General features: G+C 42.3%; 20 protein-coding genes, 1 tRNA gene and 2 pseudogenes. 13 read left to right on the top strand and 10 right to left on the bottom strand.

Features of this window, described 5'->3' with window-relative positions:
• Positions 1 to 104: 104 nt before the first annotated feature.
• From KO537_RS01365 to KO537_RS01330, 9 genes are all read left to right on the top strand, one after another.
• Complete coding sequence (locus tag KO537_RS01365) at positions 105 to 2,099, top strand: methyl-accepting chemotaxis protein (RefSeq protein WP_173245192.1); 1,995 nt, start codon at positions 105 to 107, stop codon at positions 2,097 to 2,099.
• Positions 2,100 to 2,312: 213 nt separating this feature from the next.
• Positions 2,313 to 2,400 (top strand) — tRNA-Ser (locus KO537_RS01360).
• A gap of 357 nt (positions 2,401 to 2,757) precedes the next feature.
• Positions 2,758 to 3,993: a tyrosine-type recombinase/integrase gene (locus KO537_RS01355; RefSeq protein ID WP_219233688.1), complete on the top strand. Its 1,236-nt coding sequence runs from the start codon at positions 2,758 to 2,760 to the stop codon at positions 3,991 to 3,993.
• Between the two features lie 127 nt (positions 3,994 to 4,120).
• The gene (locus tag KO537_RS23090) at positions 4,121 to 4,519 is read left to right on the top strand and encodes a nucleotidyltransferase domain-containing protein (RefSeq protein ID WP_251070993.1); all 399 of its coding nucleotides are present in this window, start codon (positions 4,121 to 4,123) and stop codon (positions 4,517 to 4,519) included.
• Positions 4,520 to 4,534: 15 nt separating this feature from the next.
• Positions 4,535 to 4,963 (top strand): DUF86 domain-containing protein, encoded by a 429-nt coding sequence (locus KO537_RS23085; protein ID WP_251070992.1) that lies wholly within the window; start codon positions 4,535 to 4,537, stop codon positions 4,961 to 4,963.
• Between the two features lie 428 nt (positions 4,964 to 5,391).
• Complete coding sequence (locus KO537_RS01345) at positions 5,392 to 6,465, top strand: hypothetical protein (protein ID WP_219233687.1); 1,074 nt, start codon at positions 5,392 to 5,394, stop codon at positions 6,463 to 6,465.
• A gap of 145 nt (positions 6,466 to 6,610) precedes the next feature.
• On the top strand, positions 6,611 to 6,823 hold the full coding sequence (locus tag KO537_RS01340) for an AlpA family phage regulatory protein (RefSeq protein ID WP_219233686.1): 213 nt from the start codon (positions 6,611 to 6,613) through the stop codon (positions 6,821 to 6,823).
• 38 nt (positions 6,824 to 6,861) lie between these two features.
• Positions 6,862 to 8,331 (top strand): YfjI family protein, encoded by a 1,470-nt coding sequence (locus tag KO537_RS01335; protein ID WP_219233685.1) that lies wholly within the window; start codon positions 6,862 to 6,864, stop codon positions 8,329 to 8,331.
• 315 nt (positions 8,332 to 8,646) lie between these two features.
• Positions 8,647 to 9,324 (top strand): inovirus Gp2 family protein, encoded by a 678-nt coding sequence (locus tag KO537_RS01330; RefSeq protein WP_219233684.1) that lies wholly within the window; start codon positions 8,647 to 8,649, stop codon positions 9,322 to 9,324.
• A gap of 145 nt (positions 9,325 to 9,469) precedes the next feature.
• On the opposite strand, the gene KO537_RS01325 is transcribed toward KO537_RS01330, so the two are convergent.
• The 9 genes from KO537_RS01325 to radC form a co-directional block, all read right to left on the bottom strand.
• Positions 9,470 to 9,763, bottom strand: coding sequence for a type II toxin-antitoxin system RelE/ParE family toxin (locus tag KO537_RS01325; protein ID WP_011920069.1), 294 nt, complete (start codon positions 9,761 to 9,763; stop codon positions 9,470 to 9,472).
• Positions 9,751 to 10,035 (bottom strand): CopG family ribbon-helix-helix protein, encoded by a 285-nt coding sequence (locus KO537_RS01320; protein WP_011716807.1) that lies wholly within the window; start codon positions 10,033 to 10,035, stop codon positions 9,751 to 9,753. The genes KO537_RS01325 and KO537_RS01320 overlap by 13 nt, the downstream gene beginning before the upstream one ends.
• Before the next feature lie 281 nt (positions 10,036 to 10,316).
• Entirely contained in the window at positions 10,317 to 11,039 is a 723-nt protein-coding gene (locus tag KO537_RS01315) for a lecithin retinol acyltransferase family protein (protein ID WP_219233683.1), read from the bottom strand.
• An 87-nt stretch (positions 11,040 to 11,126) separates the two neighbouring features.
• Positions 11,127 to 11,693, bottom strand: a complete 567-nt coding sequence (locus tag KO537_RS01310; RefSeq protein ID WP_219233682.1) for a site-specific integrase — start codon at positions 11,691 to 11,693, stop codon at positions 11,127 to 11,129.
• Between the two features lie 108 nt (positions 11,694 to 11,801).
• Positions 11,802 to 12,209, bottom strand: coding sequence for a DUF2787 domain-containing protein (locus KO537_RS01305; protein WP_219233681.1), 408 nt, complete (start codon positions 12,207 to 12,209; stop codon positions 11,802 to 11,804).
• A 192-nt stretch (positions 12,210 to 12,401) separates the two neighbouring features.
• Positions 12,402 to 12,815 carry a DUF2787 domain-containing protein gene (locus tag KO537_RS01300; RefSeq protein ID WP_069455083.1) on the bottom strand — a complete coding sequence of 138 codons (414 nt, stop codon included), beginning with the start codon at positions 12,813 to 12,815 and terminating at the stop codon, positions 12,402 to 12,404.
• Positions 12,816 to 13,059: 244 nt separating this feature from the next.
• Positions 13,060 to 13,416 (bottom strand): type IV toxin-antitoxin system YeeU family antitoxin, encoded by a 357-nt coding sequence (locus KO537_RS01295; RefSeq protein WP_219233680.1) that lies wholly within the window; start codon positions 13,414 to 13,416, stop codon positions 13,060 to 13,062.
• 139 nt (positions 13,417 to 13,555) lie between these two features.
• Positions 13,556 to 13,918, bottom strand: coding sequence for a hypothetical protein (locus KO537_RS01290; RefSeq protein ID WP_028760119.1), 363 nt, complete (start codon positions 13,916 to 13,918; stop codon positions 13,556 to 13,558).
• 41 nt (positions 13,919 to 13,959) lie between these two features.
• The gene (radC, locus tag KO537_RS01285; protein ID WP_251070991.1) at positions 13,960 to 14,466 is read right to left on the bottom strand and encodes a DNA repair protein RadC; all 507 of its coding nucleotides are present in this window, start codon (positions 14,464 to 14,466) and stop codon (positions 13,960 to 13,962) included.
• 147 nt (positions 14,467 to 14,613) lie between these two features.
• On the opposite strand from radC, the pseudogene KO537_RS01280 reads away from it, so the two are divergent.
• The 3 genes and pseudogenes from KO537_RS01280 to KO537_RS01270 form a co-directional block, all read left to right on the top strand.
• Positions 14,614 to 14,765, top strand: a pseudogene (locus KO537_RS01280) (AlpA family phage regulatory protein); the annotation flags it as partial.
• A 150-nt stretch (positions 14,766 to 14,915) separates the two neighbouring features.
• Positions 14,916 to 15,053 (top strand): hypothetical protein, encoded by a 138-nt coding sequence (locus tag KO537_RS01275; protein ID WP_219233679.1) that lies wholly within the window; start codon positions 14,916 to 14,918, stop codon positions 15,051 to 15,053.
• A gap of 40 nt (positions 15,054 to 15,093) precedes the next feature.
• Positions 15,094 to 16,683 (top strand): hypothetical protein, encoded by a 1,590-nt coding sequence (locus KO537_RS01270; RefSeq protein WP_219233678.1) that lies wholly within the window; start codon positions 15,094 to 15,096, stop codon positions 16,681 to 16,683.
• Positions 16,684 to 16,974: 291 nt separating this feature from the next.
• On the opposite strand, the pseudogene KO537_RS01265 reads toward KO537_RS01270, so the two are convergent.
• Positions 16,975 to 17,387: pseudogene (locus KO537_RS01265) on the bottom strand (JAB domain-containing protein).
• A 564-nt stretch (positions 17,388 to 17,951) separates the two neighbouring features.
• Here KO537_RS01265 and dptF point away from each other — a divergent pair.
• A complete protein-coding gene (gene dptF, locus KO537_RS01260; RefSeq protein WP_219233677.1) occupies positions 17,952 to 19,583 on the top strand; it encodes a DNA phosphorothioation-dependent restriction protein DptF in 1,632 nt (543 codons plus the stop codon).

The following is a 19,583-nucleotide window of genomic DNA, read 5'->3' as shown; positions in this document are numbered from 1 at the left end:
TAGCTCGCGCAATTTCCATAAACCTTAGTCGTCCTACGGTTGATATTATGCTATACCTAGTGTTCGGTATTTGGATCTAAAACTAAGTTTAAAAGGATATTTCTATGAAATGGCAATGGATTGGTAATCTCAGTCTAAAACAAAAATTATTAATGGTTGTCTTGCCTCCACTATTAGCCTGTTTTTTATGTGGCACGCTTTACCTCATTGAAAAATATGAATATAGAAAAGATTTAACCTTAGTAGTGCAATTAAGCGAGCTAGCCGTCACCAACAGTAATTTAGTGCATGAGTTACAAAAAGAGCGCGGCATGAGTGCTGGATTTATTGGCTCAGCAGGAAAAGCGTTTGCGGGTAAAATACCTAGTCAAAGACAATTAACGGATACGCAGCTCGGCCTCTATCAGCGTTTTATCACTGAGAATCATCTTCCGGAGATATTTGCCCCAAAACTTAGAGAGCTAAATGCTCAACTCGGGCGTTTAAATGCAATCCGCTCACAGGTGGATAGTTTAAGTATCAATGTCGCCGATGAAGTCGCCTATTACACTGAGTTAAATAAGTTATTACTGACGATAGTCGATGAAACCGCAAAAACGGGTGCTAATCAAGAAATCGCCATTAAAGCGACGGCTTTTAGTGCTTTTTTGCAATTAAAGGAAAGGGCGGGGATTGAAAGGGCGGTACTCAGCTCAACCTTTGGCCAAGCTGGATTTAAGCCTAAGGTTTATGCCAAATTTATCACTTTGGTTTCGGAGCAAAATACCTATCAAGAGCGTTTTTTAGCGCTAGCAAATTCTGATTTATTATCCTCGTTTAACCGTTTACAGAGTTCAGCTGCAATGCATGACGTTGAGCTGTTACGTCAAATCGCATTCGAGCAAGATAATCAAAAAATCCTGCAACAAAGTCCTGAAGAGTGGTTCAGTAAATCGACCGCGCGGATTGAGCTATTACGTGAGTTTGAACAGCAAGTCTCGGCAGATTTACTTAATACCACCCATGAAAGATTAACATTAGCGAATGAGAAAATGTTCTTAGTGCTCGCGACCTTAATCTCAGTATTGGCGATAGTCTTGATATTGAGTCTATCTGTTATCCGTTATTTGCATGACAGTGTGCATCACTTATATTCGACCATCACGCAAGCCCGTAAACATTACGACTTAAGTGTGCGTCTGACTCACTCTAGCTCCGATGAATTCGGTGAACTCGCCATCGCCTTTAACGATATGATGAGTGATTTTGAAAAGGTGATCTTACATGTACGTTCCAGTGGCGCTAAATTGCAACAAGCTGTGGCGCAAATGGATCTCTGTACCCATGCCATGGAGCAAGATGTGATGGCGGGCCACAGTGAGGCAGAACAAGTGGCCTCCGCTATGACAGAAATGAGTGCAACAGTGGCCGAGATTGCCAGCAATGCAGTGCAGGCATCCGAAGCGTCTTCCGCCGCCAATATAGAGGCTAAAGAAGGCAACCTCGAAGTCGGCCGAACCAGCAAAGCGATCAAAGCGTTAGCCGACGATATTAGTGGAGCTTCTAAAGCCATTAACGATTTAGACCGTGAAATTCACGGCATAGTGGTAGTGCTTGAAGTGATCAGTAGTATTGCTGAGCAAACTAATTTACTCGCGCTTAATGCCGCCATTGAAGCTGCCCGCGCAGGGGAAATGGGCCGCGGTTTTGCTGTAGTTGCAGACGAAGTCCGAAGTTTAGCGCAGCGCTCACAAACCTCGACCTCTGACATTAAAAATATGACAGATAGATTGAAGGCGGGAGCGAGCATTGCAGTAAAAGCCATGGACAGAGGATTAGCTCAGGCTAATAGCAGTGTCCATGAAGCTGAACAGGCAGGTATCGAATTGAAACGTATTGTGGAGCAAGTAGACATTATTGACCGCATGAACGAGCAAATTGCTACAGCAACTCATGAGCAATCGGCGGTATCCGAAGACGTAAATCGTAATGCACTGAAGATCAGTGAGATTTACCTTAATACTCAAAGGATCTCCGATGAGCTTAGGGAGCTGACCAAAGCTCTGACGTTTGACGCGAATTCAATGTCAAAAGAAGTGCACAAATTTACCGTCAATTAACGGTATAAAACGGTGAAAAGATTCAAGAAATCACGGCGGTTTGTTTAGCAATTGTGCAACCGCCTGAAACTGAGTCTTTTTTACTTGACCCCCTTTAGGCTTTTGCGTACAGTACCGCTCCGTTAACGATGAAAGCCTCTCGGCAAGGCTATACAAAATCGTTAGTGATTCTTAAACGTGAAAGATTAACCACGCTAACATAAATCGACATATGGTGAGGTGTCCGAGTGGCCGAAGGAGCACGCCTGGAAAGTGTGTATACGGTAACGTATCGAGGGTTCGACTCCCTCTCTCACCGCCAAATTCAAGTTTAAAGACGTCCTATGGCGTCTTTTTTCTTATCTGTATTTTATAAAAATCAATAACTTACAATCCTATATTGTGTAATGACATCCTACTGCATCCGAAATCTTTAGTAATGCCAAAAGTAATGCCAAGGAAATTTGGCAAATTTTGGCATTACTTTTGACTTAAAAAAATACCCATTTTTTATGCTGTTTTTTTACTTGATTTTCTCGATTTTATAGCCCAGATTTAACTTGGCAATATCCTGATTTATCTGAATTTATTCAGTGATAAGTAATGCTTGATTTTAGAGTGCGAAATAATGCCAAAATCAAGCATTACTTTGGGGCTTAATTTGAGGGGGGAGAACGGTATGGGAAGGAGTACAAATAAGCTGACTGCAAAAGCGGTGCTCAATGCTAAAGCGGAAGCAAAGCCCTATAGATTGTCAGATGGTGGCAATCTCTATCTCTATGTGCGCACAGCTGGGAAAACGTGGGAATTTAGATACATACGTCCCTCCACCAGCAAACCCACCTATTTTGGTTTAGGCTCATACCCTGACATATCCTTAGCTGAGGCGCGAGATAAAGCGCTAGAAGCGCGAAAAAACTTGGCCGAAGGCATCGACCCTCAATTACTTAAAGTTGAAAACAAATTAAAAGCGGCAACAGAGAACGCTCAAACTCTGAAGCATATTGCGCAAATGTGGATGGACTCAAAGCAGGGAAGCATTAAGCCTAAAACCATCGAAGGCAATTGGCGCAAGCTTGAGCTGTATGCCTTCCCTAAACTGGGGAGTATTGCGATTAGCAGACTCACGGCTCCCATAGCCATTGCCGCGCTCAAGCCCCTAGAGCAGAAGGGGCATCTTGAAACAGTTAAGCGTACCGCTCAGTTGCTGAATGAAATCATGAACTATTCGGTTAACTCTGGTTACATTCATGCCAATCCGTTGTCAGGTATTCGAGACGTTTTTAGAAAGAGCAAAGTAGAACATCTGAAAGCATTAAAACCAGCAGAGCTAGCTGAGTTGCTGCAGACCGTCGCAAACGCCAATTTATTGCTAACGACCCGGTGTTTGATTGAATGGCAATTGCACACAATGACCAGGCCAAATGAAGCGGCCGGAGCCCGTTGGGAAGAAATCGATTTTGATGCCAAACTTTGGACTATTCCTGAATCACGCATGAAAATGAATCGTGAGCATATTATCCCGCTTACAGAGCATACCCTCGCGATACTCGAAACTGTTAAGCCGATTAGTGAACAGAGCCAATTCGTTTTTCCGTCATCTAAAGATCCTAAAAAGCACACAGACTCAGAAACCATCAACAAAGCATTAGGGCGCATGGGATTAAAGGGAAGAACAACGGGTCATGGTTTACGCTCGCTGGCGAGCACTACCTTAAACGAGCAAGGCTTTGATGGTGATGTTATTGAGGCTGCGTTAGCCCATGTTGATAAAAACCAAATCCGCAGTGCCTATAATCGCACGACCTACCTAGAGAGACGTACCAAGTTAATGGAGTGGTGGAGCAACCATATTGCCACTGCAGCAGTGGGCTCTTTGTCAGTAACAGCTGGTTCAAGAAAATTAGGGGCATGACCTGTAAGGCCGAATAGAGATTATCTCCCTGAGTCAAAACGTTAGGGGACGTGACAAACGAATCTAACCTGTTAAGTCCGACTCAGGGTTGGTACACTTACATCATGACCAACTTAAAGCCAAACCAATGACTATCGAGCAGAGCCAGCTTTTGCACCAACTAAACGCTTTAGCTGCAAGCCATCCTGAGGTGGCGGTATTATGGCTTTATGGTTCGCAGGCGAAAGGAAATGCTAGCGAGCATAGCGATTGGGATTTAGCCGTCGCATTCGACCCGGTAAAGGCGGACAGTGTGCTTGATACTCGTATTAGAGCTGAACTGCTTGCTATGGATTGGCAAAGAGCATTGGGGCTAGCCGAAGGAAAGCTTTCCGTTGTCGATATCAACCTTGCACCAATCCCTCTGGCTTTTGGGATCATTAATGCCAATAAACTTATCTTTAGTCGAGATGAAGGTCGAAGAATGCAAGAAGAGTCCCGCATTATGTCGCAAATGGAACTCGATTATTCAGCCCAAAGTCTATAAAGGAATAGTTGTATTATGTCGGATAATGCCTATATCACGTCATTGCGTTTAAGCCTTAGCCGGTATCAAGCCGAGCTTGGAGAGTTACGTCAATTACTTAGTCAGCGTTCCTTATCTAATCTCGAATATCGAGCAGCAGAGCGAACACTACAGGTCTCTATTGAAGCTTGCATTGGCATTGCCAAACATTGGGCTAAGGCACTGGCTGGACATAGTCCGCAGGATGCCTACCAAGCATTTGAGATCCTGTGTCAACGAGGAGCACAACCAGCTGATGAATTAAATGGCTGGCGTAAAGTGATAGGCCTTCGAAATGCATTAGTTCATGATTATCTGAATATTGACCCTGAGATCATCCGCAGTGTGATCTCTCAAGGTTATAGCGATAGATTATTTGTCTTTGCAGAGCAGGGGTTGGTATGGTTATCTTTGAAGAAGGGCTAAATGGGGCCCTCCTCTATATAAGTTAAAAATGAAAATCACTAAAGTGAACTTGTTTGCTTAAATCCCTACGACTGGCGTGTTTGTGTTTTTTACATTTTAGAATTTAAGCTCTAATCTGTGTTGCCATCAAGTTTAGCATTGTGAGCTCTTCGCCGATTCAAAATCCCCACCCAGCAAGTGAGCTTTACTGTTTCAGTGATTTCTTCATGTTTACTCTGCGTCCTCGCTTTTCCAGCTCGGGTGTTTGCTCAACCTTGGGACCGGCTGTGGTGGCTGATTTTGGTATTTTCGTTCTCCTGAGTGCCCTGATTTATATGTTCTCTCAAAATCAGTTGGCCCAGGCTCAGGCTTAGGTTGACACACAGGGATCTTGTTTGCTATTTCTGCTATTAGTAGCAGAAATAGCAAACAGTTAAGGATATAAGTCTATGGAAAGAGTGGTTCAGCTATCGTCAGTCAATTTGAATAAAAGTACCGCCTCTGTCATAAAATTTTTGATGGATAAGGACAGGCCGATATTTTTCAGCGTGCCTGATAATAAGAATGTATGGGTTATCAAACGCGCGAGTGATGATCTACTTAAATGGATACAAGGAGAAATAAAAAATTCACAGGAAGTAAGGCCTTTCATTCCTTACAGTGATGCTAAAAGGGATAAGGAACAACAGTTTGAAAAAGATCTTCAAAAAATCACTGATGTCCAACTCATAAAGGGTGTCAGCTACGGTTGTCTAGGAGCAAATGAACTATCCATTTTGCTTACTCATAAAAACATAAGAATCAACCAATTAGATTTAATCATGATTTATGACACCGGTGGTAAATTGAGTTTAGCTGTAGAAACTCGCCGAAGTCAAAAGTCTAATATTCAGACGATTGATGATAAACCAATTTCCCGTACTCTCCTGAAATCCGTCTCTTGTAGCGAAATTGTATTTACCCATAAAACTGTTGAACATTGGGCTGCAGATAATAGTACATTAAATCAAATAGTTGGATTTGATGTCACCTTCGATTCATTAGCCGTCTATGCGTCAGACATTATCAATTTTATACACAATGATCTAGATTCTATCCCTGATGATAGTCCTTATTATATCCCCAAGGAGTTACGTGGTCGTTCCAAGCTTGATCAATTGGCTGTGTTTGGCTTTTTACAGTTTGAAACTCTAAACAGAAGGTGGGGAAACTCAAATAATTTAGCACTAAAACTGAAAAATCAGCTTGGCTATAAACAGACAATGGCTGAGTCTGCTGCATTTTTTATTAATGTAGAACCTCGTGGTCAAAAAGGTACTAATCAGACAGTTACACCTAATGACAAGTATCCTAATTGCCAATTTCCATTCTTAGTTGAAGCACTTAGCATTAGCAAAACTCTTGGCAATGATGGTGAGAATAAAGTTAGTTCTGATGTGGTCGATTTTTTAGGTGCATGTGGATTTCGTCACGAAAACTGCAAGTATGGGGAGCTATTGGTTCGTTATGTAAAAGCAAAATAAATGATTTGGAGAGGTTTAAAACCTAATATTTTCAGTATATTACTTATTGCTTGGTGAGTCGACCTTTCTTTTTCCTCCTATTTTATCGTTGTGTTTCGTATACAGTTGCCTGAAATCAACCAACTCAACAATCGATGAGGCAACTATGAATGACAATCAGCCTAACTATTCAATTATTAGACTTGTTATCGTTATTCAGTTAACTGGACTATCACGCTCTACCATCTATGACAAACAAAACCCGCGATCTCCGCGATACGATCCGACTTTCCCTAAAAAGGTGACACTTGGGGCCAGAGCCGTAGGCTGGTACATGCAAGAAGTCGAACAGTGGCTGCAAGGTAGAAGATTTTGCTGACCTTAAAAAAGGACTAACTTATAGAATAAAGGTGGTTTATGAATTATTTCCGATATCCCAATTATTTTCCTATCTCGGATGGCAATTTTCCAAATTTAAGTGCTGCTCCGTTAATGCGCGATGCTTTGTTTGAAACTTTTCAATCTGTTCAGGCTCCATATAGCATGATCATGCTTGTTCAGCTAAGCACAATATCAACTGCTTTACAGGGAGCATTTAATGTATCGCTCCCAATCAATAAAAAATGTCCATTGTCAATCTTGGCAATTACGATTGCCGAATCTGGTGAGCGAAAATCAACCGTTGAAAGCCAATATATGGAAGGGCTTAAGGCAGCACAAAAGGAATTACTGATAGAATACCGAAGCATACTTAATAAATATATAATAAAAAAGGAAATTCACGATGAAGAAACGGTAAGGCTAAGAAGACGCCTTTCAAAAGGAAAAGATGATGAAAGTTATGAATTAGCACTTAATGAATTGCAAGCACATCGTGATGCTGAACCTATAAAGCCAAGAGCACCAAAATTTCTTTATGAGGATGTGACTAAAGAAGCATTGCTTGTTGGCTTAAATGAAAACTTACCAAATGCTTTTCTTGCTTCAGATGAAGGTGGGGTTTTATTTAAGAGTTCTATTATGCGAAATTCAGCAATTCTTAATTCATTATGGGGTGGAGGGGATGTCGATATAGGTAGAAAGACATTAGAGTCTTTTGTGGTGTCTGATGCAAGACTGACGATGCATATCATGACTCAATGGAGTGCATTGCAAGATTTTATTGCACGGTCGAAGGATGACATGAGGGGGAATGGTTTTTTTGCTCGAGCAATAGTAGCTAATCCTTTTTCTTTATGTGGCTTTAGGCAAGTTAGTGGATATGAACATTCTAAGAAAGCGACTGAAAAATTTAACGATAGAATAAAGCAGTTACTATTAAATGTCATTGCTATGGAAGATTATAGGAACAGAGTCACTGTCACTTTCTCAAAGGATGCTAAAAATGTGTGGCTAGATATTGCTAATGACATCGAAATTAAAATGGGCCCTGGTGGCATGTATGAATGTGCAAAAGACCATGCATCCAAGGTGCCAGAGAACATTGCTAGGGTTGCAGCCTTGATCCATTGTTTCGAACATCCGGGTGATTTTGAAATATCTGTAGAATCCTTGTGGTTAGCCATTGAGTTGTTAAGTTATTTCTCAAGAGATTTTATGCGAGTCTTTTGTCCTCCACCTAAATATGTGCTAAATGCACTTGCGCTGTGCGAATGGCTGAAGCCATTTATTGCTTCTGGAATAAGATACATGAGGAAAAATTATTTTTTACAATGCGGTCCATACTGTATTCGTAAAAAAGCCGAATTACAACCCGCATTAGATTATCTAAAGCAAAGTAACAAAATGGAGGAAATTATGATAGGTAAGACTAGGGTAATAGATTTATTTTTCGATCTAGAACCTGACAATGCTCAACTAGCTGAAAATCTGGCACGCTTTTCATGAGCGGTACTGTTTAAATCATAATAAGTCGCTTTAATTTTTACTATACTATGCATATTAATTCAGAGTGGCAATAACTGTTAGTTACAGTTAGTTTTCTTGCATAAGTTTAAAATGTTGTTTTAATCAGGTTGGTTTTAGATAGTTTTCATTTAGGGTGTTAATAGTATTATATCTGTGTTTTATATGTTGTTTTTTTAATTTTTAATTTAGTTGTCTGATGTACTGCATGGGTGTTTTTATTCATCGGAATTAGTGTATTAATTTCGAGTGGTTAACTACACCCTTAAAATAGTGATTGGGAAAGGAGAGTTAGATATGGGTTCTGATTTTAATAGGAATTTAACGGTGCTAACAACACCTCAATATGATGGATTACACACACTTTCACTTAAGAATGGTACAGTTGAAGAATATTTATTTAACATTCGCTCAGTTATGGATTGCGTTGTGCAGAATTATTCAAAGGTATTTGCGGTAAGAGTTGATCTACGATTTCCTGATATGTTTGAATCGGGTGATACAGCAGTGATCACCCGTTTCTTCGAATCATTGAAAGCCCAGTTAAAAGCGGATTATCAGGCGAAACTACGAAACACAACTGACGGTCAGGTTCATGCTAGTGAGTTATTTTACATCTGGGTTAAAGAGATCAGCGGAAGGGATAAGTGTCATTACCATGTCTGTTTGTTCTTCAATGGTCATGCGTATAAAAGTTTAGGAAAGTTTGAATTGGATCGGGCTAATATGTATAACCGCATTCACAAAGCTTGGGCGAGTGCACTAAGGTTAGATATTTCCCATGTTCAAGGGTTGATCCATTTCCCAGAAAATGCTCAATATTTACTGTGCCGTAACCAAGCTGATTTCACTTACATTTACCAAGACTTGTTTAAAAGATTAAGTTATTTTGCTAAAACTGACACGAAAATTTATGGGAATGGCAATCACAACTTTGGTTGTAGTCGTGTCCCGGGTCGGTTACAAAGTTGGTGATTAACTTACTTAGCATGATTGCTGCTAGTACAAATAGGGACGTAAAGGGCAAGGGCTCAAATCCCTTGCTTTTGTCTTTATAGAGAGTACCAGTATATTCATAATCGCTCATCCATGTGAAGACCTCTTTGCTGATGCATCTCTATCAATATCCGGCTTCTTTTTGGTGGCGGATACACAACACGGTCAATCGTTCGCCGCCATCATACTGGTACATTGCCAGATAGCCTGTATCACCAAAGTCGATGAGCAGTTCCCTAAAGCTAAAGTCATTGTCATCGATAGGCCGACCAATGTCTGGATAGCTTTCCAGTTTTCTAATGGTATTGATTATGGCGCTGGCAGCCCGTTGTGCGGCAGGGGGATTTTTACTGCGAAGAAACTCACGTAAGCGTTCTAAATCACGTAATGCAGTGGCAGTGAAGATTATTTGTGGCATGTAGGGGCAGCCTGTTCATTTTCACTTCCCCAGGACTCCAGCCAACTCACCACTTCGTCACCGGTGACATGCAAGCCTGATGTCTGGTGTTCTTCCCATGCGCGTAATGCTTCTTGCTGCAACGCCTCGCGTTTCTCTTCTCTCTCAACGTATTCACGGATCGCTTCACGCATCATCCAGTGTGATGAACGTTTACGGGTTTCTGCTAAATGCTCGACTCTGGCTTTAATATCGGCATCTAATTTAACCGACACGGGTTTGATTGTGCTCATCTGTGACTCCAAAAGTAATGCTTAGTACTACTAGGTAATACCTTAGCATAACGTGGTACAAAAAAATAATGATTACATGCTTACTTGCCCGCATGAACAACGCCATCAGCACAAGGATGATAGAAAATAATTTGTATCGCTTAACAGGGACACATATTACCTAGGTATCAGGTGAATTATCAGCATAGGCATGAGGGATAAAAACGATAGCGGCGGCATGCCGCTTCGTTTATAGGGTTTGGCTAATGGCTGACTGAGTACTTAATACTGCTTGAGAAACATCATGACCTTAACCAATGCCATGCATCGGCTATCAGCTCAGCACCGGCTTTTACACCATTGATGCCCACTTCTGCTGTCGTCAACACGGTGTTTAAGCCAGTTTCTACACTGCCGGTGACGAGTTTGATCCCAGCATCAGTTATTTCACCTTGGCGTAAGCAAGCATAACTCTCACCTAGAGTTTGGCTGGTGCCTTTTAGTAGGCATTCTGCAGGCTTAGCGACAAGATCTCCAGGCGTCCCTAGTAGCGTGTTAACCTTATCGGGTAGCCCAAGGTATTCGCCGGTCATCTTAGCGGCGGTAAAGGCTAACACGACGTTTGCGACAGTCCCCGTGGCAAGCTTTGACGCGCTCCTCCCCAGTAAGCCTGCTCTGGCTGAGCCTTGCAGCGCCATGTGGGTAAAATTACTGACTTGATTGGAGGTGCTGCTTCCCGCTAAGCATTCATTGACGAAGTGCTCGCAATTATTGGTAGCTACGCCGTATGGACTGTGACCCAGCTGACTGCGTGCAAGCTCAATGGCCTGATGGGGAAACAGCGTGGACTTTTTCACTCTAACGCTATGCCCACCAGCAAATTGCTGCAGATCGATTTCTTCGATGATGCCCTGTTTAGATAAGTGAATCACATTGCCATGGGCAACATAAAGGCCATGGTGTTCGGTTAAGCCAAGCGGATCAATATTGGTGACCAGATGATCACCGGGTTGAAATGTATACATGGTATGTACTCCAAGAAAAACAACGCAGATACCATAGGTCGCATCTGCTAATGGGTTGAATCGGGTGAAATGGACGTGCTGATTGACTCAGATTTCCAACTCGACAAAGTCCTTATCGATTTGCTGCTGAGTAATGCCGATATAACGCAGGGTGACCGCTTCCGATTGATGCCGCAGCATGCGCATCACCCGGCCAATGTCTTTGCAGGCTTGATACAGGTGATAGCCGCGGGTTTTACGCATCGAATGGGTGCCCAGGGCTAACTTGATATCGTCACCGACAAAGGCAAACGCTTTGGCGACTGCACGCCGTGTCAGCGGTTTCGCGGGGGCCTGCCGGTCTTTGGCCTGGCTCGAGCGGTGGGATTGAAATAGGTAAATATGCTCGGGGTGACGCTGGTGGATCGCCTCAATCAACGCCAGCGTCTTCGGGTTGAGCTTGATGCTGGCGCGTTTACCGGTCTTCTGCTCGATGATGCTTAAGCGATCGCCGTCGATATCGCTGAACTTGATGGCCAGTAAGTCAGAGATCCTAAGGGCTAGGTTAAGGCCGATATTCCAGACATCGGCCATCTGCTCACCAAAGTGACGTTCGAGTAGGTAACTGATAAGCTTGATGGTGTCGCGGTTCTTGACCGCTTCGACTTCGTTCATGCTTGGTTCCCTCAATTAGCTATGTGATGAATGTGGGCACCAGCACATCGCAAACCCGCATGGGGCCTGCGTTGCTTGGTTCCCAAAATACCTTTGTGGGCACCAAGTTCAGTCGACGCTGACTTGAACCTGATAGACTTCCATCTCCACGTAGTTACAGAAGTTCTCCAGCAGCAACCTCACCAAGCTGTCGGCTTGCTCGAGGTAACAGCGGCCAAAGAAGCTGTTGTAGACCTGCTTCTCCTGAAACAGCACTTCCATTTCTTTCTCAAGCTCAGGGAAGGGCCCGCCGCAGTAAGCAAAGTCGGTGAAGTAATTGAGATACCAGCAATCCCCATGACGGTAGAGGTTGATCTCCACTGGGTGACAACCACCTCTCTGTGCACTGTAGTCAGGATCGCGGTAGTTTAGGGTGACGATGTTGAGACTCGGGTTATTGAGTGCGGTCAGTTGCCGTTCTAACAACTCATAAAAAGGCTCTGGCAGTGGAAGGATGGTTTCGCGGTAGATGTTCATGGTGGACTCCAAAACAAAAAGCCCGTTAACGACGGGCGTTGGGGCGAGGTTGGTTGTTGTTAACGACAGGGGCTTGTCGTAATGATTTAGGTTACAAGGGCGCGGGTGTGATGGGCTTAGCTCTTTGATTAGGGTAGAACTGAAACCGGTAGATATGGTTAGGATGTTCGCACAAAATGAGGGCGAGGCGAGTTAATCCAAGCTCACCTGCACTTGATAGGCTTCCATCTGGTAGTAACTGACAAAGTTATCGCTAAACAACTTAATCAGCCCCTGTGATTCCCGCTCAGTAATCCAGCCACTAAACAGGCTATAGACCTGCTTGCTGTTAAAGCAGATATCGATGTCTTTAACCAGTTCAGGGAAGGGATGGCCACGAAAAGCAAAGTCGGTGACGTAAACGAAACGCCAGTGATCTTGCTGTTTCTCAAGCCGGACTTCGACGGGATGAAAGCCGCCTGCTTCGGCGCTGTAATCTGGATCGCGAAAATTAAGGGTGATGGCGTTGGCGTCTTTTGGTGTGACTTCAGCCAGTTCCTTTTCGATCACTTGGTAAAAACGATCAGGCATCGCTGGCAGTTGATTACGCTTGATAGTTAATGTCATGGAATATTCCTTATTTAAAAACGGGCATACACAAAAGCCAAGGCGCAGTCACGCCTTGGCTTTTGCTGTCTATGCGGTTTGGTTAATAAAACGGGTGTTGGCTAAGCGGTTTAATGTGAGTCGCTAAGGGCTACTTGCTAAAGCTTTTGAGCTGGGAGATTAAAGTTTGGTGGTTATGTTTAACGGATTAGTACTGGCTTACGATAATGAACGGGTTATCGAGTGAGGGCGAGGTTGCTGCTGGTCAGTGGCTTAGCTTTGGTTTAGTTTCGGTTTGATAAATCGCAAGATACAAATAGCCGTGACTACCTAAGGTGTCGGCCTCACAGGTAAAGCCTGAGTGTTCAATGCTCACGCAGTGCTGCTCTGTAGCATCAATCTCGCCGGTGGCCACCAGCCGCTCAAGCTGTTTAACCATAGCGGGAAAGGCCTCGACAAATTGTTGTTTAATTGCTGGTGGAAATTCACCAACAAAGCTTGCACGGTCATGGAGATAATCCAAGTGCAGACCACGTAAAATCAGCCTTGCACCAAAGCGGGGAGACACTTTACGGGGTAAGCCCCAGGCGTGCTCGATGTCGAAAAGTTTTAGGGTTGTCATAGTGACCTCAATGGTTGAAAAGAACTTTAGGGAGTAGGGTGCTCGTTAGCTGACTAGCGAGAGCAGTGATAAATACCAGTGCTAGTTAGAGCGGTTAATACAGCCGACTAGTGGAGTGGGTGATGACAGGTAACGTTCTTTAGGTGTGTACACTCCAATTAGGCTGTTCATTACTGCCATGGTTGAAGTACACACCGTTGATCACACGCTGCCATTCACCTGTTGGCACACCATAACTATCACAGGGGCAAACATAGCGGCAAAAGCTGATCTCCTTGGGCAAGTGCTCAACCACATCACGGTGAAAAACAAATAATACGGTTTTATGTAGCTCGCGGTGTGGTGCAACGACTGGCTTGCCAATCACTTGGCCCATGGCATTGAGCGGCCGCACAAACATTGGCAAAATCAGCTCAACTGTTAAGCGGTTACGCAGTTCAGGAAAAGCGGCGCAGGCTTCGGCGACACAGGCCTGAGAAAAGCTGTCGGTAAATTCAATCATGATGGACTCCTTGATTTGCCGTGGCAGGTTTAAACGCTGGCTTAAAGTAAGCCGCGCTCAGCAAAGGACACCGGTGTACGACCAACCACGATATGGTCAAGCACACGCACATCGATAAGCGCTAATGCATCGGTTAACCGTTGAGTGATGTGCTTATCTGCCGTTGAAGGTTCCGACTCGCCGGAGGGATGGTTGTGGGCAAAGATCACCGCTGCGGCATTGACGGCCAACACAGCCTTAACCACTTCCCGTGGATAAACACTGGCGGCATCTAAAGTGCCAAAGAACAGCTCTTTAAACTCCAGTAATTGATGCTGGTTATCGAGCAGCATCACTGCAAACACCTCCCGCTCATAACCGCCCAGTTTGTAAGTTAAATAATCCTTAGTGGCTTGAGGGTTGGTATAGGCGTCCTTCTTCACATAGCGTTCGGCAATGATATTGGCGGCAGAGGCTAGGATCGCTTCGGCAGTCTGCTGCCACTGGTTGATCGGCTGGTCTATCGAGTTGTCTGGTTTAGTTTTGGCGTGCGTCGCTTTTGTTGACATATCAGGCTCCTTGAAAGCATTAATGGGCTTATGCACAGGAGTGATATATATCTGAAAATATTTGGAAAAGTTAAAAATTACTGGCATAGGTAATGGAAAGAAACCATTACCAAGAGTTCAGCATGGCACCAAACATAAAGCTTATCCACTGGCTTAGCCCGTTCCACAACCTACAAATACATCGCAGAAGGAGCCTTTCCTAAGCCGGTATTATAGGAGGGGCAGCATGGGTTGAGAGTGAGGTGCAAGAATGGATATTGGAACGTATTCAGGATCGAGATTTACAGTTCGCAGTGTGATGAATAATAATTTATTATTTTTCAATATAATAACTCTGTTGCCAAAATGCCTGCATAAATCTACTCCAGAAGTTTTTACATTGTGTATCAAGCAAGCTCTTTCAATGCAGCTTGTGTATATTGTTTAATCACTTTACAGAGGAATGCATCATGGCATCTAAAGGTTCATCAGGTTCATCTCGCCCAGTTTCAAGTCATCCAGGTCCTGGTGGTAACTGGCCATCAAAAACTGGTGGTATATCTGGCGCAAATCGTGGAAATGCTGTTCCGGTACCGTCTAAAAAATAATTAAGGAGTTTGCCCCTGGCAACGGGGGCTGTATGCGATTATGGATGATAAAGATTTTTGCTATCCCTCAATTGGAGAACTTGTTCGCGTAATTTTTAATAGTACAGGATTATTGCCGACTAAAGGGAAGAGTTCCCTTTTGTCTGGAGCGGAAAAGAAATCGCTGCAGATGCAATTAAAAAGATTAGCGGATGAAAATTCGAAAATTGATGGCAAGCTAGATGAGCTAATGCTTCAGTTACAAGCGTTATTAAAAGCGGTGTTAATTGAAGAGAGATTAGTTAATGTATTTATGGCTGCTATAGATGAGATTCTGATGGTTTATAAAGATTGCTTACGCACAGAGGGAACTTATCTAACAAAAATTGATACAACAAAGTATAATATCGCAACAAGTTTTCTCAGTAGAATTGTTATCTCATTTGCGAAAAATTTCTTAGTTTATAACGTGCCTAGTTTGAAATTGCCAATTCCAATGGTTTTGCAGTGGCTTTTACCTAAAATATCTACCTCAGAGAAAGTACGTTGGCCGTTAGCTCTTGTTTGGGAGCATTTCTACACAGTAACAAATACATCCCAGTCACAATTTCATAATCCTAAAGGGGTTGATGGTGACTATAGAGAAAGGCAAAACCTAGAAAATGCACAACGCTGGTGTGGCGGAAGCCAACTACCAAGTATAGAGTCCCTTTATGCTAACTTGGAACATTCTCTCTCTTTGCCTCGAAAAAAACCGTTAAAACTGACAGATAAGCAAATTTGCAGTTTTAATTTGATGCTTTTTATGGCACGAGTTTCAACATACTTTTTTCAAGCGTTAAATAAGTACTATGGACCTGAGATGGTATGTGAAACGACTAACTATCTAAGAAAATTTTCACAACGAGTCAGTCGGCATAACTCTCTGGTATGGCAAGCGTCTTGTGAGGAGTTTGCGACGTTAGATTTTAAAAAACGCGAGTTACCTTTTGCCCAAGATTACTTCTTTTATGAGTTTGTCACCTTTTGGTGGCAGCGTTATGCTGCCATAACTGGGGAAAGTTGCCGCTATTTTGAGTACTTTGCGGCGCAAAGAGAATTGGACAATATCAACGATAGGGCTAAATACCGAATTTATTTGAGTATTTTTGGTCCCATAAATGCGTATATGACGTTAGATCAGCAAAGAATAAATGCCAAGCTCATAATTCCCACCGAATTTACACAAATGTTTAGCATGGGAATGAAGCTCAAGAACTCTATAACCGATTTAAAACTAGCTGATGAGTTTTCTTTTGAAATTAAAAAAATAGGGTTGTGGCCTAGTTTGGCTTGGCTAAGTAATTGGTGTTATGCCAATTACTATTATCGTCAAGAAAATAATATAAAAGCTTATCAGTATTATAAAGACGCCTTTATGCATGCAAAATATCGGGCTGGTTCTAATCAATATAAGCTTGTAAACCAGTATATAGAGGCTTGCGCTAAGAATAACCAGTACGCAGAGATGAAGAAAGGGGTTGCTTGGGCGAACTATATGGGCTTTGAAGTTAGATGGCTGCGTGGATTTGATAACCCAGAGTCGGAAGAAGCATTACAAGCATTGTTCAATTTATTTGCAACGAATAAGATGCGCTATGCCATTCTTTAAGAACAAATTCATGCAATTTTTAACCGAAAATATTCATAAACTTCGTTCCATTCTATCTTCATGTCATGCAAAAGTCTCATTATCGAAAACCCCACTTTGGGAATGAATATTCCGTATTCACTCCTTGGGCGGACAAATACCTGCGGGGTTAATTCCAAGCAGATACGCTCAAGCAAGGCTAGGCAGGCCGAGCAGGCCTCCGCAACTGCTGCCTGAGAAAACTATCGGTAAATTCAATCATGATAAACCCCCACGCATAAAGGGCTCCCACTCGGGGAGCCATTTATGCAGTTATTGATTAGAGAGCCAGCCACGCTCGGCGAATGACACACAGGTATCGGCGACAACGATGTGGTCCAAAACAGGTACATCGATGGTGGCCAGTGCCGCAATAAGGCGCTCGGTGATCCGTCTATCGGCGCAGCCTGAAGGATGGTTGTGGGCGAAAATGACCGCCGCAGCATTACATAGCAGTACAGCCTTAACCACTTCTCGCGGAGAAACACTTGCACTCTCAATCGTGCCAAAGAACATCTCGTTGAATTCAATCAGTCGGTGCTGACTGTCGAGCATCATCACCGCAAACACTTCACGTTGATGCTGGTGGAGCTTAAAGCGCAGAAAATCCATGGTTGCTTGCGGTTGCAAAAGGCACCGCCGCGCACAAAGCGCTCGGCGACGATACCAGCTGCGGTTTCTAAGATTTGCGATGAGGTTTGTGGCCAGCTATTAAGGGTAGGGTAATTACTTTGTGCATAGCGTCTCCAAGGTTGCTAAATCTTGATATGCACAGGGGATTTATATATCTGAAAGGATTTCGATATCGCAGTGTGCTGGAGGACCAGTTAAAAATTACTGTCACGACTTAAACTATAGATGCTCTTTAGCTGATACGTTAATCGGAATGAAAAAGCAACATGATTACGGTCAGAGGACGCTGATAGATAAGGCAATTTATCGATAAAAGCAATTGACTATCCCAAAAGTAAGTCTGAGAAGTGCAAGGCCCAAGACAGCAAAGCCCTATCTGGAGTTAAAGCAATGGACTTGATGCTGAATTTGAGCATACCTTGCGAGGGGAGGGGGCTAAACCGAGCAATAGCTAGGGGTCGTTACTATCCAAGCAATGTTTTGAACAACTCCGCCGAGATGATGCATCGTGTTGACCTTCAGAGTGTGAAGAAGACCTTGAATCTCATAAATATTTTGTGAGTATAAGGTTCCCAAGTGAAGAAATATGTAATAGCATTGTTGTATGGGATGTGATTATGATAGATAAGAAAAAGGAACTGAAATTGAGACTCAAAGAGGCCTTAGGTGTACTATCTAAATCTTCAAAATATTCAGTATCAACATTGAAAACTGAACAAATAGTAGATGACTTGCAGTCTCTCAAAGATTACCTTTATATTCCCCCGCAAATTCAATACGACTTTGAAAAAGCATTAGATGATGCTGTTGAGCAATCTTTGGGTGGTAATATTATTTGCTTATGTGGAAGTTCTGGTGATGGAAAATCAGAGATTCTCACTAAGTTATATAAAAAATTCAGTGGTTTCATAGATTTTCATTTAGATGCAACTCATAGTAGTCAGCAGCATAGATCAGCAATTGATTGTTTAGACGAGCGCTTTGATGAATTCAAGGAGAATAGTAAGTCTTTAGCTATAGGCATTAATGTCGGGATGCTGCAAAAATTCATCAAACAAGGGGCTGAGCGTCATGATGATATTAAATCTTCATTTGAAGCTTATTTTACAAACAGACATATGAAGGGCTATAGGCATAAGAATGTAAGTTTTTATGATTTTGAATGCTACCCGAGATTGAGTTTTTCAGAACAGACTGTAACTTCTAGTTTCATATCTGATTTTTTAAAAAAATTAACTGAACCTTCGATAGAAAATCCATTTTACGAATATTACCTTTTAGAAGAAAAAACAGATTCAAAAGTGGCAAGAAATTTTGAAGTGTTGTCATTGCTGCATTTTCAAAATAAATTAATTGAGCTGTTTTGTTTAGCCAGATTGCTGGAGGAGCAGTTTTTAATCCCTAGGATTTTTGTAGACTTCATTTTTCAAATTGTCACTAAAGAACATGAAGACGGGATTATTGGAAACGTTTTTTCTGACCTGGATAATGAATTTAGTCAGTGCTTTAGAAGGGTAGATCCTATTAACTATAGAAGCGCTGAGTTAGACTGCTTTTACCTCGAATATGCAACCAATACTTTATCTGAAAATATGGCCTATGACATTAGTCAGCTAAATACAGTTACTGGCTGTAGTTTGTCTCCTCAGGGATTGGTTCGTGGTGCTTACCTTCTAAACGGACACAATCTGAAGTCAACATTACCCAACTTCTATAAAGATTCATACTTACAAATTGCTTTAAAACATTACTTAAGACTAGTTAGTGTATATGAAGCGGTAGAATTGTCGGTAAGAGATGAAGATGATTGCTTAAATATAATAGAGGACTTAATCCTTAAGTCGTTACTTGAATATGCTAATAGGCAGCTTCCTGTTCAGGTTGATGGTTATATTGTAAGTCGTAAACTGAATGAATATTCAGTTTGTAATAAAATTAATATTCAAGCTGATATCGAATGGATAAAGCGGCATCAATTGATATCTAACGATATTATTCCCATCCCATTAATTATTAATAATGAACCTGTTTATACCTTCAACTTAGATTTAAAAACTTTAGTTCAAGCTGTTTACATATCTAATGGATTTAGGCCTAACATGCAAAACATTGAAGCCATAGCAAAATTCGAGGAACTCTTAGCACATATTGTCGATAGAACACTTGAATCAGAATCTTTAAAATTAGTCAGTAGAGACAAAACAGTATCAATTAATAAAAATAGACAAAGATTTACTGTAGAGGTATAG

This window comes from Shewanella sp. NKUCC01_JLK (genome assembly GCF_019345615.1).
GTDB lineage: Bacteria > Pseudomonadota > Gammaproteobacteria > Enterobacterales > Shewanellaceae > Shewanella > Shewanella oncorhynchi.
The sequence above is the reverse complement of the archived record's forward strand: the minus strand, read 5'-3'. Positions and strand labels throughout refer to the sequence as shown.

Excerpts from the sequence above, each read along its gene's own strand:
- KO537_RS01300 (WP_069455083.1), bottom strand. The coding sequence starts at position 12,815 with ATGACATTAACTATCAAGCGTAATCAACTGCCAGCGATGCCTGATCGT.
- KO537_RS01295 (WP_219233680.1), bottom strand. The coding sequence starts at position 13,416 with ATGACAACCCTAAAACTTTTCGACATCGAGCACGCCTGGGGCTTACCC.
- KO537_RS01310 (WP_219233682.1), bottom strand. The coding sequence starts at position 11,693 with ATGAACGAAGTCGAAGCGGTCAAGAACCGCGACACCATCAAGCTTATC.
- KO537_RS01270 (WP_219233678.1), top strand. The coding sequence starts at position 15,094 with ATGGATGATAAAGATTTTTGCTATCCCTCAATTGGAGAACTTGTTCGC.
- KO537_RS01330 (WP_219233684.1), top strand. The coding sequence starts at position 8,647 with ATGGGTTCTGATTTTAATAGGAATTTAACGGTGCTAACAACACCTCAA.
- KO537_RS01345 (WP_219233687.1), top strand. The coding sequence starts at position 5,392 with ATGGAAAGAGTGGTTCAGCTATCGTCAGTCAATTTGAATAAAAGTACC.
- KO537_RS01320 (WP_011716807.1), bottom strand. The coding sequence starts at position 10,035 with ATGAGCACAATCAAACCCGTGTCGGTTAAATTAGATGCCGATATTAAA.
- KO537_RS01335 (WP_219233685.1), top strand. The coding sequence starts at position 6,862 with ATGAATTATTTCCGATATCCCAATTATTTTCCTATCTCGGATGGCAAT.
- KO537_RS01290 (WP_028760119.1), bottom strand. The coding sequence starts at position 13,918 with ATGATTGAATTTACCGACAGCTTTTCTCAGGCCTGTGTCGCCGAAGCC.
- KO537_RS01275 (WP_219233679.1), top strand. The coding sequence starts at position 14,916 with ATGGCATCTAAAGGTTCATCAGGTTCATCTCGCCCAGTTTCAAGTCAT.
- KO537_RS01315 (WP_219233683.1), bottom strand. The coding sequence starts at position 11,039 with ATGTATACATTTCAACCCGGTGATCATCTGGTCACCAATATTGATCCG.
- KO537_RS01305 (WP_219233681.1), bottom strand. The coding sequence starts at position 12,209 with ATGAACATCTACCGCGAAACCATCCTTCCACTGCCAGAGCCTTTTTAT.
- KO537_RS01325 (WP_011920069.1), bottom strand. The coding sequence starts at position 9,763 with ATGCCACAAATAATCTTCACTGCCACTGCATTACGTGATTTAGAACGC.
- dptF (WP_219233677.1), top strand. The coding sequence starts at position 17,952 with ATGATAGATAAGAAAAAGGAACTGAAATTGAGACTCAAAGAGGCCTTA.
- KO537_RS23085 (WP_251070992.1), top strand. The coding sequence starts at position 4,535 with ATGTCGGATAATGCCTATATCACGTCATTGCGTTTAAGCCTTAGCCGG.
- KO537_RS23090 (WP_251070993.1), top strand. The coding sequence starts at position 4,121 with ATGACTATCGAGCAGAGCCAGCTTTTGCACCAACTAAACGCTTTAGCT.
- KO537_RS01365 (WP_173245192.1), top strand. The coding sequence starts at position 105 with ATGAAATGGCAATGGATTGGTAATCTCAGTCTAAAACAAAAATTATTA.
- KO537_RS01340 (WP_219233686.1), top strand. The coding sequence starts at position 6,611 with ATGAATGACAATCAGCCTAACTATTCAATTATTAGACTTGTTATCGTT.
- KO537_RS01355 (WP_219233688.1), top strand. The coding sequence starts at position 2,758 with ATGGGAAGGAGTACAAATAAGCTGACTGCAAAAGCGGTGCTCAATGCT.
- radC (WP_251070991.1), bottom strand. The coding sequence starts at position 14,466 with ATGTCAACAAAAGCGACGCACGCCAAAACTAAACCAGACAACTCGATA.